Source organism: Bariatricus sp. HCP28S3_A4, assembly GCF_052066395.1.
GTDB lineage: Bacteria > Bacillota > Clostridia > Lachnospirales > Lachnospiraceae > Allocoprococcus.
In genome coordinates, this window is record NZ_JBQHSE010000031.1 from 18,021 (window position 1) to 34,956 (window position 16,936).

The following is a 16,936-nucleotide window of genomic DNA, read 5'->3' on the forward strand; positions in this document are numbered from 1 at the left end:
ATTGCAAATGACTTTCTTCGGGATTCTTTTTATTTTTCTCCCAGGAAGAACCATTTAATCTTGAATTCTGTTCCGACTGTGATCAATTCATATTCTTCTTCTGTAAGCACTGATTCCAGTTCTTTTTTTCCTTCTTCCGGAACGATTGCATGCACGCAGTCTACAAAACAAAGATTCGGATACAATGCACACCACCAGTTTTGTCCTTTGGCCTCTCCTATTTCGATACGCAATGCTTCATATTCTCCCGCAGGAAATGTAACATCTCCGTATGTTTTATCCGGGAAACTGTACCAACCTACACTTGCCCGGACCGGGTATGCATATCCCTCGTCCAGTAAAGTCTGTTTGGCAGCCTCTTCAATGTCATCTAAATGTTCTTCTGCCCACACTTTCGTTTCCTTCGCATTTTTAGCATCCGGCAATTCTTTTTTCATATACGCAATTACGGAATTTTTAACTTTCAGCTTCAGCTCCTGATCCTCCTGGCTGTCACTGTTGGCAAGTACATGAAAGCGAAACACTTCCCCAGCCAGACTTTTCTGCACTTCCTGTACCTTGTCAGTAGTCTGACCGATCCGCATCACGCTTCCGGTCAATAGCAACCCGAGAAGAGCCGCCAGCATCAGACGCACTCCCACCTTAAGCCAATGTTTCCATCCCGTATGTTCTACCTTATATTCTTCCGGCAGATAGATTTTCCTTTCCATCGTTATGTACCTCCCGATAAAACAGCTTTCATTTCTGATATTTTCTATCCGGAGTATACACAAAAAAGACAGGTCTTATTCAGACCTGCCCTCACTATTTTTCTTCCAGCACATATCCTACCGATTTTGCCTGATAATCAATATGTCTTCTGACGATATCTTTCGCTGCTTCTTTATTTCTCTTTTCCACACAATCAATAATTATATCATGTTCTGCCAGAAGCTGCGGATAACATTCTTTTAATTTCAAATGTTCCACTCTCAGACGATACATTTGTTCTCTGAGATTGTTCAGCAAAAGAATCAGTCTCTGATTATTCGTTGCGATATACAGGATATCATGAAACTTTTCATCCGCCTCGGCAATCTGTGTCACATCACCAGTTTTCAATGTACGCTCAAATTCTTTCGCAGCCACTCGCATCTCAGCGATCTGTTCCTTGCCGATCCTTTCACATGCCAGCTCAGCCGCCAGCTCTTCCAGCGCCTTTCTTACTTCCAGAACATCCATCATATTCTTTCTGGTGATCTCGGCCACTTCAGCTCCCTTTCTCGGGATCATTAGTACAAGTCCTTCCAGTTCTAGCTTCCGAATGGCCTCCCTGATCGGGGTCCGGCTCACTCCAAGCTTATTGGCAAGCTGAATTTCCATCAGACGTTCCCCCGGCTTCAATTCACCACGCAGGATTGCTCTGCGGAGTGTATTAAATACCACATCTCTGAGTGGCAGATATTCATCCATATCCAGCCTTAAATTCGCATCCATATTTAGCTCCTCCTGACATTGTGTACATTAACGACATATGCCTGACGCGCCAATCCCTGCTTTTTCAAATGGTTATATGCCGCTTTTGCCGTTTTCCTATCCTTGAAGATTCCGAAGACTGTCGGTCCGCTGCCACTCATCATCGCCCCCAGAGCTCCTTTTGCCAGCATACACTTCTTGATGCGTGCAATGACCGGATACTCTTCAATCGTGACATTCTCCAGAACATTTCCCATTGAAGCTGCGATTGTTTCGAGATTCCCCGTCTCCAGTCCATCCAGAATCCCATCGATATCCGGATGCACTGTGATTTCTCTGGAATCCAGCTTCTCGTATACCATTTTTGTGGAAACACTGATCGGTGGTTTTGCTATGAGGATCTGGCATTTCGGCATAGGCGGAAGCGGTGTCAACTTCTCTCCGATTCCCTCCGCAAGCACCGTTCCCCGCATGATACAGTACGGCACATCCGCCCCCAGTTTTACGCCCCGATCCATCAGTGCCTTCTGATCAAGCCCCAGTTGATACATGCGGTTCATTCCGTAAAGCACAGCCGCCGCATTTGAGCTCCCTCCTGCCATTCCGGCCGCTACAGGGATACGTTTTTCCAGCGAGATCTTAATTCCTCCCGGAAGCTGGAATTCGTCCATCAACATCTGGGCCGCTTTCCAGGCAATGTTATTTTCATCCGTCGGGAGATAGAACAAATTAGACTCGATCTCAATCCCGGGTTCCGGCTTCTTCTGTAAAATCACATTGTCATACAGATACAATGTCTGCATGATCATCCGTACGTCATGATATCCGTTCTCACGCCTGCCCAGAACATCCAGTCCCAAATTAATCTTCCCCAGTGCCTTCAGTTCCAATTTCTCCATGAGATTTCTCCTTTTGTATCTTGTATACATTATGCTTATAGTATACTCATATTTTCCTTAAAAATCAATATTTTTTGACCTTCTTTTAGTGTTTCAGAGGTCATTTCATTGATTTCCATAATCCCCTCTTTGGTCGTGTAATAACGCTTCGCAAGGCTCCACAGATCATCACCTTTTTTTACAATATATCCTGTGATTCCGGGACGTTTTCCCATACGCACTTCATCGAATGGCTGAAATGCAAGTGCAGTGATGACATCCGTTTTTACCGGACGTCTAAGGAAACTGTTGAAGCTCAGGACTGACTTGATTTCCACCTCGTCATTTCCGGAAAGATCGATCGCAAGCTGCTCCATCCTGCAGGTAATGTCATAGCGCAGATCCGGGCATGTTTTTCCACCCTCAAGCAAATAGGAAAACGGGACCATTCCCTGCCACATATCAAACGGAACCAGATCATTCGCTTTTACATAAAGAAAATTTACATGCAGGATTCCTTCAATCTGTACCCCGTCCGGGACCACTTCCATGTGTTCTACCTGCATCGTTCCGCTGCTGTGGCAGATCTGCAGAATTTCATCTTTCAGTTCCGGCAGATTCAGGCGTTCATTGATCTTGCACCTGGACTGATTTTGCAGGATCAGTTCCTCATAAACAGTCTCTCTGCGTTCCGGAATGCATTCCTGTTCTAAAGAGTATACGTCTTCCAGTATCGCCGTTTTTTCTTCCTCATAAATCAAGATCCGAAGCTCCAGCGCGGCCTCAATTCCAAGTGCACGCATCTCTCCATCTTCGTCCATCCGCATTTCCACACCCACATCTGAAAGATCGGCATATACATGATGATAGAGGCTTTCATCTGCCCCCATGCATTCCACTCTGCCCTCAAATGATACCGTCTGCTCCACCCAGTCCAGCTTGCCTTCCTGAGATTCATAAAAGCAGAAAATCTGCAGATCCCCGTCAAGAATCAGCGCATCCTGAGATAATTTCGTATCCAGTTTTCTCAGTGCGGTGTCCGTCCACAGCAACGTACCGATATTCTCTTTCGTTCCGGGAATGGTGATTTCCTCTTTGATGCGGTAGACATCCCTCTTACTGGTATGCAGCTGGAGCAATTCCAGCGGACGCATTTTCTTATATAAGTTTCCTTCTTCTTCCACATCGATCGTCGTCTCTTCATCCGTCACACACTCTGTATGTACCGAAAGCTCCGCTACAGCCTTGACTGACAACTTCCGTGAATGGATCACCGATGCCATAAACTCAACTCTGGAAGGCTGAACGATATAGTCCCCCTGCCCTTCTTCTTCCATATAAATCATTTCCTCAAACGGGATTCTCCCTTCCAGAGAAGACAGCTGCATCTCTCCCGTATCTGCCGCGTAAAGTACACGGAAATATAATTTTCCCGCAACACGCAGATAATTTTCTACTTTTCTGACCTCTTCTATCTTCAGTCTTCCTTCTCCGTAGATCACTCTTCCGACATCATTTTTACTATCCGGTACGTTAAAATCATCATCGATTGTAAATTGATCCACCACTGTTTTGCCCAAAATATTTGTCCTTATTCGCTTCTTAATTAATTCCATATCCTATTCCTCCTTGTTTTCCTGAAATACAACATGTTTCTCCTCCCAGTCCACTTGAATCACCACATATGGAAAAGAAGGCTTTTCACTGACTTTCTCGCCTTGCGCCGGTCCCTGCAGTGTCGTATGAATATAAATAGCATTTTCCGTCTCCTGACATCTATCAACCAGAATCTGATACCCCCCGGTTGTTTTCTCTCCGTATCCCTGTCCTATATAAAGGTACTCGCCATCGCCCCAGGTCAGTCGGAACGGTTCCTCTTTTTTTGCTTCAATCAATGCCTTCATTTCATCCGGTATGTCATCCTCTTCCACAATGGCAAATTCCAATTTCTCCATTCCTTCCCTCTCTTTTCTCTCAATCGAACATCCCGCACACAGACCAAGCATTAACAAACATACCATCACACCAACCCTGCCCGCCACAACTCGACTCCCACGTTCAATTTCCAATCTCCCTAATATCATATTATCTTTCTTGTATTTTCATTCCTCGGATAGTATAATGTAAAGATACTAGGTTGCAGGATCAATCCGTGGTAGCCCGGAACCCCAAGCACTTTGGTCATGCTTGCATGATACTGCAGGACCTTGGCAGCCACCATCATCCATCCCAGAAAGAGAGGATTCCACAAATGATACGTTTCTTGTGCGTAGCAATTTTTTTGATTCTTTATTTAATCTTATCCATTCCCGTTTTTCTGATTGAATGGATCATCGGAAAATTTAACCGGGAAGCACGCGATCTCAGCTCACTGCGCATCGTCCAGTGGGGATTCAAAGTCATTTTAAAGATGACAGGCGTTAAAGTCACAGTCATCGGCGAAGAAAACGTTCCTGACGAACCGGTACTTTTTATCGGAAATCACAGAAGCTTTTTTGATATTCTTCTGACTTATTCGCGCTGTCGCCGTCTGACCGGCTATGTTGCCAAAAAAGAAATGGAGAATATTCCGCTTCTTTCCACATGGATGCGGTATCTCTACTGCCTGTTCCTTGACAGAGATAATATAAAAGAAGGGCTCAAAACGATCCTTCAGGCAATCGACTATGTCAAAAAAGGAATTTCAATCTGCATTTTCCCGGAAGGTACTCGTAATAAAGGGGAAGAATTAAGTATGCTTCCTTTCCATGACGGTTCCTTCAAAATTGCTGAAAAGACAGGCTGTGCCATTGTTCCGATAAGCATGAACAACACCGCTGAAATTTTTGAAAATCATTTTCCCCGTATTAAAAAAACACATGTTGTTCTGGAATACGGGAAACCCATTTATCCAAATGAACTGGATAAGGATACAAAAAAGCATCTCGGTAAATATTGTCAGAACATCATTCAGGAAACAATCAACCGAAATGCCAAATTAGTCTAACTCCAAAGACAAGGAAAAGAGGTAATGGATATGAACAGTAGAAACCTGACACTATTGACCGACCTGTATGAACTGACCATGATGCAGGGCTATTTTGAAAGACAGGAGAACGAAGTCGTTGTCTTCGATGTTTTTTTTCGCAACAATCCCTGTAATTCCGGCTATTCGATCGCAGCCGGGCTGGAACAGGTCATTGAGTATATTAAGAATCTGAACTTCAGTTATGACGATGTGGATTATCTTCGCAAACTGGGGATTTTCTCAGAAGACTTTCTGCAGTATTTAAGCGGTTATCATTTTACCGGAAGCATTTATGCGATTCCGGAAGGCAGCGTAATCTTCCCGAAGGAGCCGCTTCTCAAGGTAATCGCTCCGATCATGGAAGCTCAGCTTGTGGAAACTGCGATCCTGAACATCATTAACCATCAGTCCCTGATTGCAACGAAAACCTCCCGTATTGTATTTGCTGCCGGAGACGGCGGTGTCATGGAATTCGGGCTTCGCCGTGCCCAGGGGCCGGATGCAGGAATCTACGGTGCACGTGCGGCGATGATCGCGGGCTGTGTCGGAACTTCCAACGTTCTCACCGGTCAGATGTTTGATGTGCCTGTTATGGGCACGCATGCGCACAGCTGGATCATGAGCTTTCCGGATGAATATACTGCATTTAAAACTTATGCGGAAATGTATCCGAACTGCTGCACACTTCTGGTAGATACCTACGACACCCTGAAATCCGGTGTCCCGAATGCGATCCGTGTATTTGATGAAATGAAAGCCGCCGGAGTAAGCCCGATGAAGATCGGAATCCGACTGGACAGCGGAGACCTGGCATACCTCTCCAAAAAGGCACGTAAAATGTTAGATGAAGCCGGTCATCCCGAAGCAACGATCTGTGCATCCAACGATCTGGATGAATATCTGATCCACGATCTCAAGATTCAGGGTGCGGCCATCGATTCTTGGGGTGTCGGAACCAATCTGATCACCTCCAAAGACTGCCCGTCCTTCGGTGGCGTATACAAGCTTGCCGCCATTCAGAATAAGGACGGTGAATTTATACCGAAGATCAAGCTTTCTGAAAATACCGAGAAAATTACCAACCCGGGAAATAAAACGATTTTCCGTATTTATGAGAAAGAAAACGGCAAGATCAAAGCTGACCTGATCTGTTTTGCCGATGAGACCATCGATACTTCCAAGGATCTTCTCCTTTTCGACCCTGTCGAGACCTGGAAAAAGACAAAGCTCAAAGGCGGCACCTATACGGTTCGTGAAATGATGGTTCCTATTTTCATCAACGGAGCATGCGTCTACGATTCTCCGAGTGTCAAAGAAATTGCCGCATACTGTCGCAAGGAGAAAGACACCCTCTGGGATGAGACAAAACGTCTCTTCTATCCACACAATGTTTATGTGGATTTGTCAGACCGGCTGTATGCAGTCAAGAAAGAACTGCTTGACAAAATGAGTGTGACTGACTAACCAACTTAAAAGAAATTACTGACTGTTCAAAGGAGTGACTATATCATGAAAATTATCGTTTTAGCCGGAGGGCTCAGCACCGAACGTGACGTTTCCTTATGTTCCGGCGCCGGCATTTGCCGCACCCTGCGCGAACGCGGGCACAAAGCAATCCTTCTGGATGTCTTTCTGGGACTTCCTGATGCACCTGAGAATCTGGAAGACGTTTTCGATCTTCCGGACGGAAACCTGGGCATCGCCGAAAATATCAGCACGACGGAGCCTGACATTGAAGCGGTCAAAGCTTCCCGTGAAGATAAATCCAACTGTTTCCTTGGACCGAATGTCATTGAACTCTGCCGTATGGCAGACATCTCCTTCCTCGGACTTCACGGCGGTGTGGGCGAGGATGGCCGTCTTCAGGCAGCTTTTGATATTCTGGGCATCCGTTACACCGGTCCTGACTCTCTTGGAAATGCACTCGCCATGGACAAGAGTGTGACCAAACAGATCTTCCAACTGAACCACATCCCGACTCCGGAAGGGACCTGGCTGTATAAGAAATCCAAAGATAAACCGTTATCCGAATTCGGGCTCTCTCTTCCGGTTGTTGTAAAACCATGTTCCGGCGGTTCCAGTATCGGTGTTTACATTTGCCATACGGAAGAGGAATATCGAGATGCCATTGAAAAATCCTTCCAGAACGAGACCTGTGTTATTATTGAGAAATATATCCGCGGCCGCGAATTTGCCTGTGGAATCATTGACGGTAAGGCACTTCCGGTCATCGAGATCATTCCGAAAAGCGGGTTCTTTGATTACGCAAATAAATACCAGGCCGGCGGTTCTGAAGAGATTTGTCCTGCCAATATTCCGGACGAGGTTGCTGCTAAAATGATGAAGGCGACCGAGCGGGCATTCCGTGCTCTCAAACTGAACGTTTATTCCCGTGCTGATTTTCTTCTGGACGAAGACGGAAATATCTACTGTCTGGAAGTCAACACACTGCCGGGCATGACCTCTGCCAGCCTTCTCCCGAAAGAAGCCGCTGCTGTTGGAATCAGCTACGGTGAGCTGTGCGAATTGATCATTGAGAAATCTCTGGATGCAAGATACCGTTAAGAAAGAGGAATGACTTATGAAACATATGACAATACAGAATGTTACCGAAGCCTGTCATGGCACATTCCATGGAAATGTCCCTTTTCTCGAACAGGAGATTCAGGGAGTAGCAATTGACAGCCGTAAAATAAAGCCGGGCTATCTGTTCGTGCCGATCAAAGGTGCAAAAGTGGACGGTCATACTTTTATCCCGCAGGTAATGGAAAACGGAGCTCTCATTACTCTTGCCGAACATCCTCTGGAAGACGGACCGCATCCGTATATTCTTGTAGATTCCTGTGAACAGGCGCTGAAAGATATCGCTGCCTTCTACCGAAACGCACTGGATATCAAAGTTGTAGGAATCACCGGAAGTGTGGGCAAGACCAGCACCAAGGAAACCATTGCCTCTGTTCTTTCTCAGAAATATAACGTGTTAAAAACAGAAGGTAACTTTAATAATGAGATCGGACTCCCGCTGACCATTTTCAACATCCGCGAGGAACACGAGGTTGCCGTTCTGGAAATGGGGATCGATCATTTCGGCGAAATGCACCGCCTTGCATCGATCAGCCAGCCGGATATCTGCGTCATCACCAACATCGGACTGGCACACATGGAAAACCTGGGCAGCCGTGACGGAATTCTGAAAGCAAAAACCGAAGTGTTCGATCATTTGAAACCAAATGCATGTGTCATCCTGAACGGTGACGATGACAAGCTTTGCACTGTTTCTTCTGTACAGGGAAAGTCTCCCGTTTTCTTTGGACTTTCCCCGGAAAGAAATGCTTACGCCGATGAGATTGAGAACCTCGGACTTCGCGGAACAAATTGTACTCTGCACCTGTCCGCCGGTTCCATCCGTGTACATATCCCGGTTCCGGGCGAACACATGATATACAACGCCCTTGCCGCAGCCTGCACCGGACTCGCACTTGGACTTACACCGGAGGAAATCAAGTCCGGAATCGAATCCTTAAAGACCATTTCCGGAAGAACCAATCTGATTGAGACCGATTCCCTGCTCATCATTGATGACTGTTATAATGCGAATCCAATCTCCATGAAAAGCTCACTGGACGTACTTGCAACCGCTTCCGGAAGAAAAGTTGCCATCATGGGCGATATGTTTGAACTGGGTCCAAACGAATGCGAACTTCACTACAACACCGGTTCCTACGCCGCCGAAAAGCAGATTGACATCATCTGCTGTATCGGCGAACTTTCCCGTCATGCTTACAGCGGTGCAAAGGCACATGCTACGCAAAGTGTAGTACTCTATTTCGAAACACGGCAGGAATTCCTTGAAAAAATCCAGAATGTCATTCAGAAAGGGGATACGATTCTTGTAAAAGCATCCCACAGCATGGAATTCCCGGAAATCGTTTCGGCACTGAAAGAAATGAAACTGAGGTAAAACGATGAACTATCAGATTCTTGTACTGGATTTAGACGGCACCCTGACCAACTCAGAGAAAAAAATCACGCCTCCTACCTTGGAGGCGTTGATCCGGATTCAGGAGAACGGTAAAAAAGTTGTCCTGGCATCCGGACGCCCTACCTATGGAGTAGAACCACTTGCCAGAGAGCTTCATCTGGAACGCTATGGAAGCTATATTCTTTCTTTTAACGGCGCTCGGATCACAGATTGCCGCTCCGGACAAATAATTTATAACAGAACTCTGCCTGCAGATTCCATCCGCCCGATTTACGAAATCGCGTCGAAATATCCGGTGGATATTCTTGCATATGGTCCTTCCGAACTGATTTCCGGGCTTCAGATTAATCAATACGCAGAACTGGAGTCACGAATCAATCATATGCCGATTAAGCAGACGGACCATTTTCTTGATGAAGTATCTTCAATATCAAATAATAAATTTCTCCTCACAGGAGAACCTGCGGAAATCGAAAAAGTCCGCAAAGAAATGATTTCCCATTTCCGCGGCTATCTGAACATTTACTGTTCCGACCCATTCTTTTTGGAAATCATGCCGCAGAATATCGACAAAGCCTTTTCTTTACAGAAACTACTGAACAGCATCGGGCTGACTGCCGATGAAATGATCTGCTGCGGTGACGGGTATAATGATGTAACGATGATTGAATACGCTGGACTCGGCGTTGCAATGCAGAACGCACAGCCGCTAGTTCGTGAAAAGGCGGATTATATCACGAAGTCTAATGATGAAGATGGCGTACTGTATGTGATTGAGAAATTTATGTAGTAATAGGGGACGGTCCTTCCGTCATGATGTTGGCGTCAAAAGCCATGTCTTTAAACAAATGTATTAATTGTTTATGAATTGTACGGATATTAATGCCAAAAACCTTTGTATATAGCAGTGATTTGGGCAATCTGAATATGTTTTTAACTATTATTTTGAAAACAATTAATACAATTTATTGCAAAGATACCTTTTGACCCCAGCATCGTGGCAAAAGGAACGTCCCTATATCATTGCTTCAATCTCTTCTTTTTCAGGCATAGAACGAATCGCACCTTTCTTGGTGGTAATCAGAGAAGCGGCCGCATTTGCAAAAGTCAGCATCTCTTTCAGATTCTCTTCGCTCAAATCTTCGATGCCATGTTCCAGCACATAGTTCAGAACGCTTCCACAGAAGGTATCTCCGGCTCCTGTGGTGTCAGCTACATGTTCCTGAGCAAATCCCGGAACTTCGACGCGAAGATCTTTATAATATGCGCGGCTTCCGTCTTTTCCTAATGTCAGGCATACCAGTGGAATCTGGAAGCGGTCACGGATGATCTGAATTCCTTCGTCATAATCCTCTACTCCTGTAATAAACTGAATTTCATTATCAGAAATCTTCAGAATATCGCAGTGTTCCATTGCAGCCAGGATCTGTTCTTTAGCCAAGTCAAGTGAACTCCACAGCGGCGGGCGAAGATTCGGATCCAGTGAAATAAGAAGTCCGTTCTTTTTCGCAAGTTCTACTGCTTTCTTGGTTGCTTCTCTTACATCGTCATGTGTCATGGAAAGTGTTCCGAAGTGGAAGATTCTTGCTTTGGCAATCGCTTCCTCGTCAATTTCCTCTTTCTTCAACATCATATCTGCTCCCGGTTTCCGGTAAAATGAGAATTCTCTATCGCCATCCGGGAAAGTATGTACAAATGCAAGTGTTGTATTGATTTCTTTGTCAACTAATAAGTTGTCAGAATTAATCCCTGCCTCTTCGATTGTTTCCCGAAGCAGACGGCCAAACTGGTCATCCCCTACTTTGCCGATGAATGCTGTCTTCTTCCCAAGCTTACGCAGTATTGCCAGAACGTTGCAAGGTGCTCCACCCGGATTCGCCTCAAACAGATTATTTCCCTGTTCACTCTTTCCATTCATCGTGAAATCGATCAACAATTCTCCCAGTGCAATTACGTCAAATTCTTTTTCCATGATTTTTCTCCTCCTTAAATTTCTTTTTCCGCGATGCGCTCTATTTTAAATACGTTCAGCGTATCCACATCCGGACAGGCAAACACAGCCGTCCCTTTCTCCTGCCCGGGTATTTCTCCGCCATACCGCAGAATATCAATATATGGAAATGCAACATGCATCGCCATCGGACACAGTTCCCCTCTCTGGGTGTCAAAATCAAAGCTTTCTCCGATCTGGTGTCCTCGATGGCATCCTTTAGGACCTTTTCGGTCTATCAATGTTATTTTTATTTTTGGTCTTCCCATCAGTCCAATACCTCCAGACAGCTTTCAATCGGAATTCCTTTAAATTTGTCCTCATTGTTTTGATTCATGGAAATCAATGCTTTTGTGGCATCCATTGCTTTCTCGGTACTTTCAATCAGCGTTTTTCCTTCTAATAATTTCCCCATAAACACGGAGGAGAAAATATCTCCCGTGCCCGGGAAGCGTACCGGAATGCTGGTAAATGGACGAATACTTCTTTCCTTCGTCTGATAATCATATACGATCACCGCTTCCTTGTGATCGACCACCGCACTTGTAACCACAATCGAATGAGCTCCCTGGGCAAGCAGCTTCTCAATCAGACAATCCGCTTCCTCTAGCGTCATGCCATCTTCTTTATACTGCTCCCCGGCAAGACATGCTGCTTCTGTATAATTCGGCACGATATAATCTGCCACCTTTACCAGTTCCTTCATATGGGATATGGTCTGCTCCGTCACGCCGTTATAAAGCTTTCCTTCGTCCCCCATGATCGGATCCACAAAGATTCTCGTTCCTTTCCTGCTCTGCTGTCTGCAGAATTCTGCCACAAGCTTTGCCTGCCTTTCCGATACGATAAATCCGGTAGATACCGCATCAAAAGAAAACCCCAGTTCATCCCAGATCTTCATGGTATGCTCCATGTAATCCGTCGTTTCCAGTATATCAAATTTTCCGTAGTCAAGGGTATTTGACACCAACGCGGTCGGAAGATTATAAATATGATGACGCATGTGGGAAAGTACCGGTATCATTGCAGATAAAGCAACTTTACCGTATCCGGCCATATCATTGATCAGTAAAATCTGTTTACTCATAACTGTCCGCCTCTCCTTTTGCCTAAATTCATATGATGTAGGGATCAAAAGGTATTTCGCCCCCTATGATACACGGATTTCTCCGCGCTTTGTGCTCTCGAAATCCTATCATCATTCATATACCTAGATTATAAAATACATTTCCGCTCAGTGCAAGCGTCAGGTTCCTTAAAACAGGCTTTACTCCTTCCTTCCGGAAAGAATAAAGCCTGTCTCTTATCTTGATAATTCTTCTTTTGCCCGTCTTATTATTTTCCACTCTTCCTGCGGCACATACTCTTTGGATATTCCATCGTCCGTATAGAGCACATACTCCGCATACTCATCTGCAAATCCGATCCATTCCAGACGATTTTCATCCACGTCGGAAACGGATTTTACATGTTCATCGAGAACAGCAAACGGAAGCATATGATTTTTCTTTACGAAAATAACGACCTCGTCCAGCGCAACATCCACATAATGATGTCCCTTTCCAAGGACCTGACTGTTCCAGTCTTCCGGCGACTTCATACGCACCATAAGCATTTCTTCCGGAAGATATACGTAACGTCCCTTTGCATTCTGCGTATATATCGGGGCAATCATAATACTGTCGCCGACCAGAAGCTGGTCTTCCACTCGATAAGCCTGAGAGTCTTCCGGATAGTCAAACGCCAGCGGTCTGAAATACATCTCATCATTCAGTATCGCCTTCATATATTCACTGTAAAGATACGGAACCAGACTGTACCGAATACGGATGATATTCCGGAATTCTGGAATCTTGTCAAACTGATAAACCTCCTGTGCTCTTGTTCCAAGCGCCGCATGATTTCTCATCAGAGGTGTAAACATACCGAATTCCAGCCAGCGCATTAGCAAATCTTCCGTAGTATCACTTCCAAAACCTCCAATGTCAGAACCTGTATACAGGATACCGACCATATTCAGTGACGGCATCTGCTGCATACTTGTCAGGATCTGACTCCACCAGGAATTATTGTCACCTGTCCAGATTCCTCCATAGCGGTGCATTCCGATATAGGACGAACGGGAAAATAACAAAGTCCTCTTTTCCGGAGCAATTTTCTCAAATGCTTCTGCCGCCGCTCTTGTCATATTAAATCCATAAAGATTATGCACCTTCTCATGGCAGATCCATTTGCCATCCATATTATGGTAGAAGCTCTTGTAGTCTTCCGGACTGTTGGACAATCCCATAACCAGATCTTTGATATGGGAAAATGAATTAAGATCCAGATTTTCATCCTTCATGGAAAGCAGCTCTTCAAACGCCTTTTTTAGCCGCTCTTCCGAATAGAAAATAGCCGGTTCATTCATATCATTCCAGAAACCTTCGATTCCCTGTTCCATCAGCCATCTGTATTTTCCACCAAACCATTCCCTGGCTTTTGAGTTCAGAACATCCGGAAAATGTACTTTTCCAGGCCATACTGCTGCCACAAAATCTTTTCCATTCTCATCCTTGCAGAAATAATTTTCCTTCACACCTTCTTCGTAAATCGGATAGTCTTTCTCAATTTTTACGCCGGCATCGATGATCGGAACAAAATGAATTCCCTCCGCCTTCATTTCAGCCGTAAATCCCTCAAAATCAGGAAACTTTTCCGTGTCTACCGTAAAATCTTTAAATCTTTCCATATAATCGATATCAAGGTATACTGCATCCAGCGGAATATCATTTTCACGATGTCCTTCCACAACTTTCCGGATATCACTCTCATTTTGATAGCCCCAGCGCGACTGCTGATAACCGAAGGCCCACTTCGGAGCAACATAACTCTGTCCGATCAGTTTGCGGAATTGTTTTACAATATCCTTCAGATTTTCACCTTCAATGACATAGATTACACAATTTCTGTCTGCCGTGATCACCAGCTCATCCAGATGCGTTTCCCCCACATCAAATACAACTTTTCCGGGATCATCCACAAAAATACCAAAAGATTTTTCTTTCTTTTCTGCACGGTTCTCTCTGCATAAGATCATAAAATTGTGCGCCCCATATAAAGAATGCTTATTTTCCGTATGTACCGGATCATCTGAGGCATTGCTGATATAAGCAAATCCTCTTTTGTTGATGCCGCGCACCTGTTCGCCAAGTCCATACACAATATCTTCTTCATCCATTCTGCAGCTGAGTCGGACCATATCATCTTTCACTTCCAGATCCATCACCGTAATCCCCTGCTCGCATTCCGGAAGCTCCATCACAACCGCTCCCGTCTCAATCGGCTCTCCGAATATATATTTCCTGATCATGTTCTTTCCCTCCTGAAATGACAGCTCATCATTTAATCTACATTCATTATACACGGCACATAGGACGATTTCTTGTATTATTCGTTCTAAAAATAACACAATATTATCCTTTTTCTACAATTTCAGACTTCTTGCCGCCTTATACCCATATTTTTCTTCCGCCTCCAGAACCGCACGGTTTACCGCTTTCCCAACCACATGCGCCGCCAGCGTTCCTACAACGTCCGGATTTGATTTTACTTTTCCGACCGAAAGCGCATAGATGGAATCCCCATCCATAGAAGTATTCACCGGGCGAATGGTCCGGGCAAGTCCGTTGCTTGCCATGGCCGCCACTTTATTCATCTCTGCTTTATCAAGCCCTGCATTCGTAATAACAGCGCCAATAGAAGTGTTAAACGCGAACTTACTTGCAATCTGAAGCAGTTTTACCATTTCCTCCTCGCTGGAAATCATTCCGTCTTTTTTGCTGTTGAGAAGCCCTGCAAGCTGTTTCTGGGAATCCATTTCAAACACATCTCCGATTGCGTTCACGACAACGATCGCTCCCACCTGAAGGCTTCCAACCTGCAGGCAATAGCATCCAAGTCCGGACTTCATGGCAAATTTATCCCCATGAATCTTACCGACAGTGGCGCCCATTCCGGCACCTACATTTCCATTACGCTCCATATTTTTCTCACTGTCCAAACAGGCCGCGTAACCCATCGCAGCATCAGGACGCACTTTCCCGCTCGCACATCCACGCCGCAAGGTGCTTTTTTAACACAAATAATAACACTGCATCCCGTGCCATGTTCTTCATCCTGCGCATGGCCAATGCGTATATTTTTTATACTGTTAAGACTTATTTCCTTCCACTGGCTCATATTAAATCCTCCTTAATCTGCCATTTTCTCGGAATGTAAACGCTTCACTTATCTACTTCAAATCCATCTCTCTATTAATGTGATATTCCTTATATAATGCATTTCTGAATTTCAAATCACTCGTTGCCCTGCCAAGATCATCAATCCTGGAATCTTTGAGCAATTTCTCCGTTAATGTAGCAAAATAATTCTCTCCGGTTTTAATTCCGGTTTTAATTCCATCTTCCACACCATCTTCATACAATTCTTCCAATGCTTTACACATGTTCACAGTCTCCTCTCCCTTAGACTCAGGTATCACCTTCTTCAGCAGTCTTTTCGAATGCAGAAGCTCCGCAAATGCCTGATATGTTTCTCTATCCACACTGCAAAAATAATTCTCATGCTTTTTAACAAAATTCATCATCTGTTCTTTCTGACTTCTATATTTCAACATGCTGAAAATCTCTTGTAAATACAAGGGATCCCATTGGCATTACAGCCATCTTATTCTGTTTTTGATGATTCATATTTCCTCCTGAACTCTGTTATTATTTGCATACAAAACGAGACAAGCGCTCATTTTCTGATATATTGCATCAAAAAAGCGCAGGCGTAAATCCATTTTATATCCGGACTTACGCTTGCGCTGCTTCGATAACACAAGTATAAAAGAAAAAAATTATTTTGTCAAAAGTATTTTTTTAGGCTGTATATACAACTTCTCCGTCGATCATGGTCACCTGTACTTTTGCATCGGTATCCAGTCCCAGTCTTCCTTTGACCACGATGATATCCGCATCTTTTCCTGCTTCCAGGCTGCCTAAACGATCTTCCAGACCGAGCTGTCTGACCGGATTGATCGTTACCATGCGAAGGACACGCTCCGGTTCCACACCTTCTCTGACCGCTTCGCCCATGTGATGATACAAAGACTCTTCACTCAGGATCGGAGAATCCGTAATAAGTGCAACATTCACTCCGCGATCATCCAGCATTTTCACCGCTTCCACATCAATTTTACGGCGTTCCCCAGCCGCACGGTAGGTCGCGATTGGGCCATAGCAAATATCACATCCACTCTCTACGATCTCATCCAAATAATCGGTGGCTCCCCATGCATGCTCCAGTGAAAACCGTACGCCATATGCGGTTGCAACCTCGATTGCCGTCAGCATATCGTACTGTGTACAGTGGATTTTACAAGGAATTTCTCCCCGAAGTGCCGGGATGATTGCTTACATATTTGCCACAAATTCAGCCTCCTTCCTTTGCTATTTTTTCAACAATCTTGATAACATTATAACTTTAATATTGTAAATTGTCAATTGTTAACAATTTAAAGGGTAGCTTATCATTGCTTTTTTCACAAACTGCACACAAAAACAGTGTGGATTTTGTGCATTTTATCTTATATACGCAAA

The 16,936-nt window shown here is 44.7% G+C and carries 17 protein-coding genes; 5 read left to right on the forward strand and 12 right to left on the reverse strand.

The features are described from left to right. Nucleotides 1-29: 29 nt before the first annotated feature. The 5 genes from spoIIR to ACTNBF_RS13590 form a co-directional block, all read right to left on the reverse strand. A complete protein-coding gene (gene spoIIR / locus ACTNBF_RS13570) occupies nucleotides 30-710 on the reverse strand; it encodes a stage II sporulation protein R (protein WP_427819586.1) in 681 nt (226 codons plus the stop codon). 94 nt (nucleotides 711-804) lie between these two features. Further along, nucleotides 805-1,476, reverse strand: a complete 672-nt coding sequence (locus tag ACTNBF_RS13575; protein ID WP_427819585.1) for a GntR family transcriptional regulator — start codon at nucleotides 1,474-1,476, stop codon at nucleotides 805-807. Between the two features lie 2 nt (nucleotides 1,477-1,478). Next, nucleotides 1,479-2,354: a 4-(cytidine 5'-diphospho)-2-C-methyl-D-erythritol kinase gene (ispE, locus tag ACTNBF_RS13580; RefSeq protein ID WP_441018134.1), complete on the reverse strand. Its 876-nt coding sequence runs from the start codon at nucleotides 2,352-2,354 to the stop codon at nucleotides 1,479-1,481. A 35-nt stretch (nucleotides 2,355-2,389) separates the two neighbouring features. Then, nucleotides 2,390-3,949, reverse strand: a complete 1,560-nt coding sequence (locus tag ACTNBF_RS13585) for a DUF3794 and LysM peptidoglycan-binding domain-containing protein (RefSeq protein WP_441026807.1) — start codon at nucleotides 3,947-3,949, stop codon at nucleotides 2,390-2,392. A gap of 3 nt (nucleotides 3,950-3,952) precedes the next feature. Continuing rightward, the gene (locus tag ACTNBF_RS13590) at nucleotides 3,953-4,417 is read right to left on the reverse strand and encodes a protease complex subunit PrcB family protein (RefSeq protein WP_427807643.1); all 465 of its coding nucleotides are present in this window, start codon (nucleotides 4,415-4,417) and stop codon (nucleotides 3,953-3,955) included. Nucleotides 4,418-4,584: 167 nt separating this feature from the next. Here ACTNBF_RS13590 and ACTNBF_RS13595 point away from each other — a divergent pair, with 167 nt between their 5' ends. Genes ACTNBF_RS13595 through ACTNBF_RS13615 form a run of 5 tightly spaced genes read left to right on the forward strand, consistent with a single transcriptional unit; the run spans nucleotide 4,585 to nucleotide 10,112 of the window. Beyond that, the gene (locus tag ACTNBF_RS13595; RefSeq protein ID WP_427807645.1) at nucleotides 4,585-5,319 is read left to right on the forward strand and encodes a lysophospholipid acyltransferase family protein; all 735 of its coding nucleotides are present in this window, start codon (nucleotides 4,585-4,587) and stop codon (nucleotides 5,317-5,319) included. Between the two features lie 30 nt (nucleotides 5,320-5,349). Beyond that, entirely contained in the window at nucleotides 5,350-6,804 is a 1,455-nt protein-coding gene (locus tag ACTNBF_RS13600) for a nicotinate phosphoribosyltransferase (protein ID WP_427807647.1), read from the forward strand. Between the two features lie 45 nt (nucleotides 6,805-6,849). Further along, the gene (locus ACTNBF_RS13605; RefSeq protein ID WP_441089453.1) at nucleotides 6,850-7,905 is read left to right on the forward strand and encodes a D-alanine--D-alanine ligase family protein; all 1,056 of its coding nucleotides are present in this window, start codon (nucleotides 6,850-6,852) and stop codon (nucleotides 7,903-7,905) included. 16 nt (nucleotides 7,906-7,921) lie between these two features. Continuing rightward, nucleotides 7,922-9,301 (forward strand): UDP-N-acetylmuramoyl-tripeptide--D-alanyl-D-alanine ligase, encoded by a 1,380-nt coding sequence (locus ACTNBF_RS13610; RefSeq protein ID WP_441089454.1) that lies wholly within the window; start codon nucleotides 7,922-7,924, stop codon nucleotides 9,299-9,301. A 4-nt stretch (nucleotides 9,302-9,305) separates the two neighbouring features. Then, nucleotides 9,306-10,112, forward strand: a complete 807-nt coding sequence (locus ACTNBF_RS13615) for a Cof-type HAD-IIB family hydrolase (RefSeq protein WP_441029827.1) — start codon at nucleotides 9,306-9,308, stop codon at nucleotides 10,110-10,112. Between the two features lie 225 nt (nucleotides 10,113-10,337). Here ACTNBF_RS13615 and ACTNBF_RS13620 read toward each other — a convergent pair whose 3' ends face one another. The 7 genes from ACTNBF_RS13620 to ACTNBF_RS13650 all read right to left on the reverse strand — a co-directional run bounded on the left by ACTNBF_RS13620 (nucleotide 10,338) and on the right by ACTNBF_RS13650 (nucleotide 16,747). After that, complete coding sequence (locus tag ACTNBF_RS13620) at nucleotides 10,338-11,294, reverse strand: carbohydrate kinase family protein (RefSeq protein ID WP_427819577.1); 957 nt, start codon at nucleotides 11,292-11,294, stop codon at nucleotides 10,338-10,340. Between the two features lie 14 nt (nucleotides 11,295-11,308). Then, nucleotides 11,309-11,581 carry a TIGR04076 family protein gene (locus ACTNBF_RS13625; protein WP_427819575.1) on the reverse strand — a complete coding sequence of 91 codons (273 nt, stop codon included), beginning with the start codon at nucleotides 11,579-11,581 and terminating at the stop codon, nucleotides 11,309-11,311. After that, nucleotides 11,581-12,399 (reverse strand): pyridoxamine kinase, encoded by an 819-nt coding sequence (locus ACTNBF_RS13630; protein ID WP_427819574.1) that lies wholly within the window; start codon nucleotides 12,397-12,399, stop codon nucleotides 11,581-11,583. The genes ACTNBF_RS13625 and ACTNBF_RS13630 overlap by 1 nt, the downstream gene beginning before the upstream one ends. 216 nt (nucleotides 12,400-12,615) lie before the next feature. After that, nucleotides 12,616-14,664 carry a glycoside hydrolase family 31 protein gene (locus tag ACTNBF_RS13635; RefSeq protein ID WP_441089455.1) on the reverse strand — a complete coding sequence of 683 codons (2,049 nt, stop codon included), beginning with the start codon at nucleotides 14,662-14,664 and terminating at the stop codon, nucleotides 12,616-12,618. 114 nt (nucleotides 14,665-14,778) lie between these two features. Next, on the reverse strand, nucleotides 14,779-15,417 hold the full coding sequence (locus tag ACTNBF_RS13640) for a P1 family peptidase (RefSeq protein ID WP_441089456.1): 639 nt from the start codon (nucleotides 15,415-15,417) through the stop codon (nucleotides 14,779-14,781). A gap of 168 nt (nucleotides 15,418-15,585) precedes the next feature. Beyond that, the gene (locus ACTNBF_RS13645; RefSeq protein WP_441049704.1) at nucleotides 15,586-15,969 is read right to left on the reverse strand and encodes a hypothetical protein; all 384 of its coding nucleotides are present in this window, start codon (nucleotides 15,967-15,969) and stop codon (nucleotides 15,586-15,588) included. 247 nt (nucleotides 15,970-16,216) lie between these two features. Continuing rightward, complete coding sequence (locus ACTNBF_RS13650; protein WP_441025327.1) at nucleotides 16,217-16,747, reverse strand: amidohydrolase family protein; 531 nt, start codon at nucleotides 16,745-16,747, stop codon at nucleotides 16,217-16,219. Nucleotides 16,748-16,936 lie beyond the last annotated feature (189 nt).

What these genes read in the sequence shown, in the direction of transcription:
- spoIIR (WP_427819586.1), bottom strand. Translation starts at nt 710, where the DNA reads ATGGAAAGGAAAATCTATCTGCCGGAAGAATATAAGGTAGAACATACG.
- ACTNBF_RS13575 (WP_427819585.1), bottom strand. Translation starts at nt 1,476, where the DNA reads ATGGATGCGAATTTAAGGCTGGATATGGATGAATATCTGCCACTCAGA.
- ispE (WP_441018134.1), bottom strand. Translation starts at nt 2,354, where the DNA reads ATGGAGAAATTGGAACTGAAGGCACTGGGGAAGATTAATTTGGGACTG.
- ACTNBF_RS13585 (WP_441026807.1), bottom strand. Translation starts at nt 3,949, where the DNA reads ATGGAATTAATTAAGAAGCGAATAAGGACAAATATTTTGGGCAAAACA.
- ACTNBF_RS13590 (WP_427807643.1), bottom strand. Translation starts at nt 4,417, where the DNA reads ATGATATTAGGGAGATTGGAAATTGAACGTGGGAGTCGAGTTGTGGCG.
- ACTNBF_RS13595 (WP_427807645.1), top strand. Translation starts at nt 4,585, where the DNA reads ATGATACGTTTCTTGTGCGTAGCAATTTTTTTGATTCTTTATTTAATC.
- ACTNBF_RS13600 (WP_427807647.1), top strand. Translation starts at nt 5,350, where the DNA reads ATGAACAGTAGAAACCTGACACTATTGACCGACCTGTATGAACTGACC.
- ACTNBF_RS13605 (WP_441089453.1), top strand. Translation starts at nt 6,850, where the DNA reads ATGAAAATTATCGTTTTAGCCGGAGGGCTCAGCACCGAACGTGACGTT.
- ACTNBF_RS13610 (WP_441089454.1), top strand. Translation starts at nt 7,922, where the DNA reads ATGAAACATATGACAATACAGAATGTTACCGAAGCCTGTCATGGCACA.
- ACTNBF_RS13615 (WP_441029827.1), top strand. Translation starts at nt 9,306, where the DNA reads ATGAACTATCAGATTCTTGTACTGGATTTAGACGGCACCCTGACCAAC.
- ACTNBF_RS13620 (WP_427819577.1), bottom strand. Translation starts at nt 11,294, where the DNA reads ATGGAAAAAGAATTTGACGTAATTGCACTGGGAGAATTGTTGATCGAT.
- ACTNBF_RS13625 (WP_427819575.1), bottom strand. Translation starts at nt 11,581, where the DNA reads ATGGGAAGACCAAAAATAAAAATAACATTGATAGACCGAAAAGGTCCT.
- ACTNBF_RS13630 (WP_427819574.1), bottom strand. Translation starts at nt 12,399, where the DNA reads ATGAGTAAACAGATTTTACTGATCAATGATATGGCCGGATACGGTAAA.
- ACTNBF_RS13635 (WP_441089455.1), bottom strand. Translation starts at nt 14,664, where the DNA reads ATGATCAGGAAATATATATTCGGAGAGCCGATTGAGACGGGAGCGGTT.
- ACTNBF_RS13645 (WP_441049704.1), bottom strand. Translation starts at nt 15,969, where the DNA reads ATGTTGAAATATAGAAGTCAGAAAGAACAGATGATGAATTTTGTTAAA.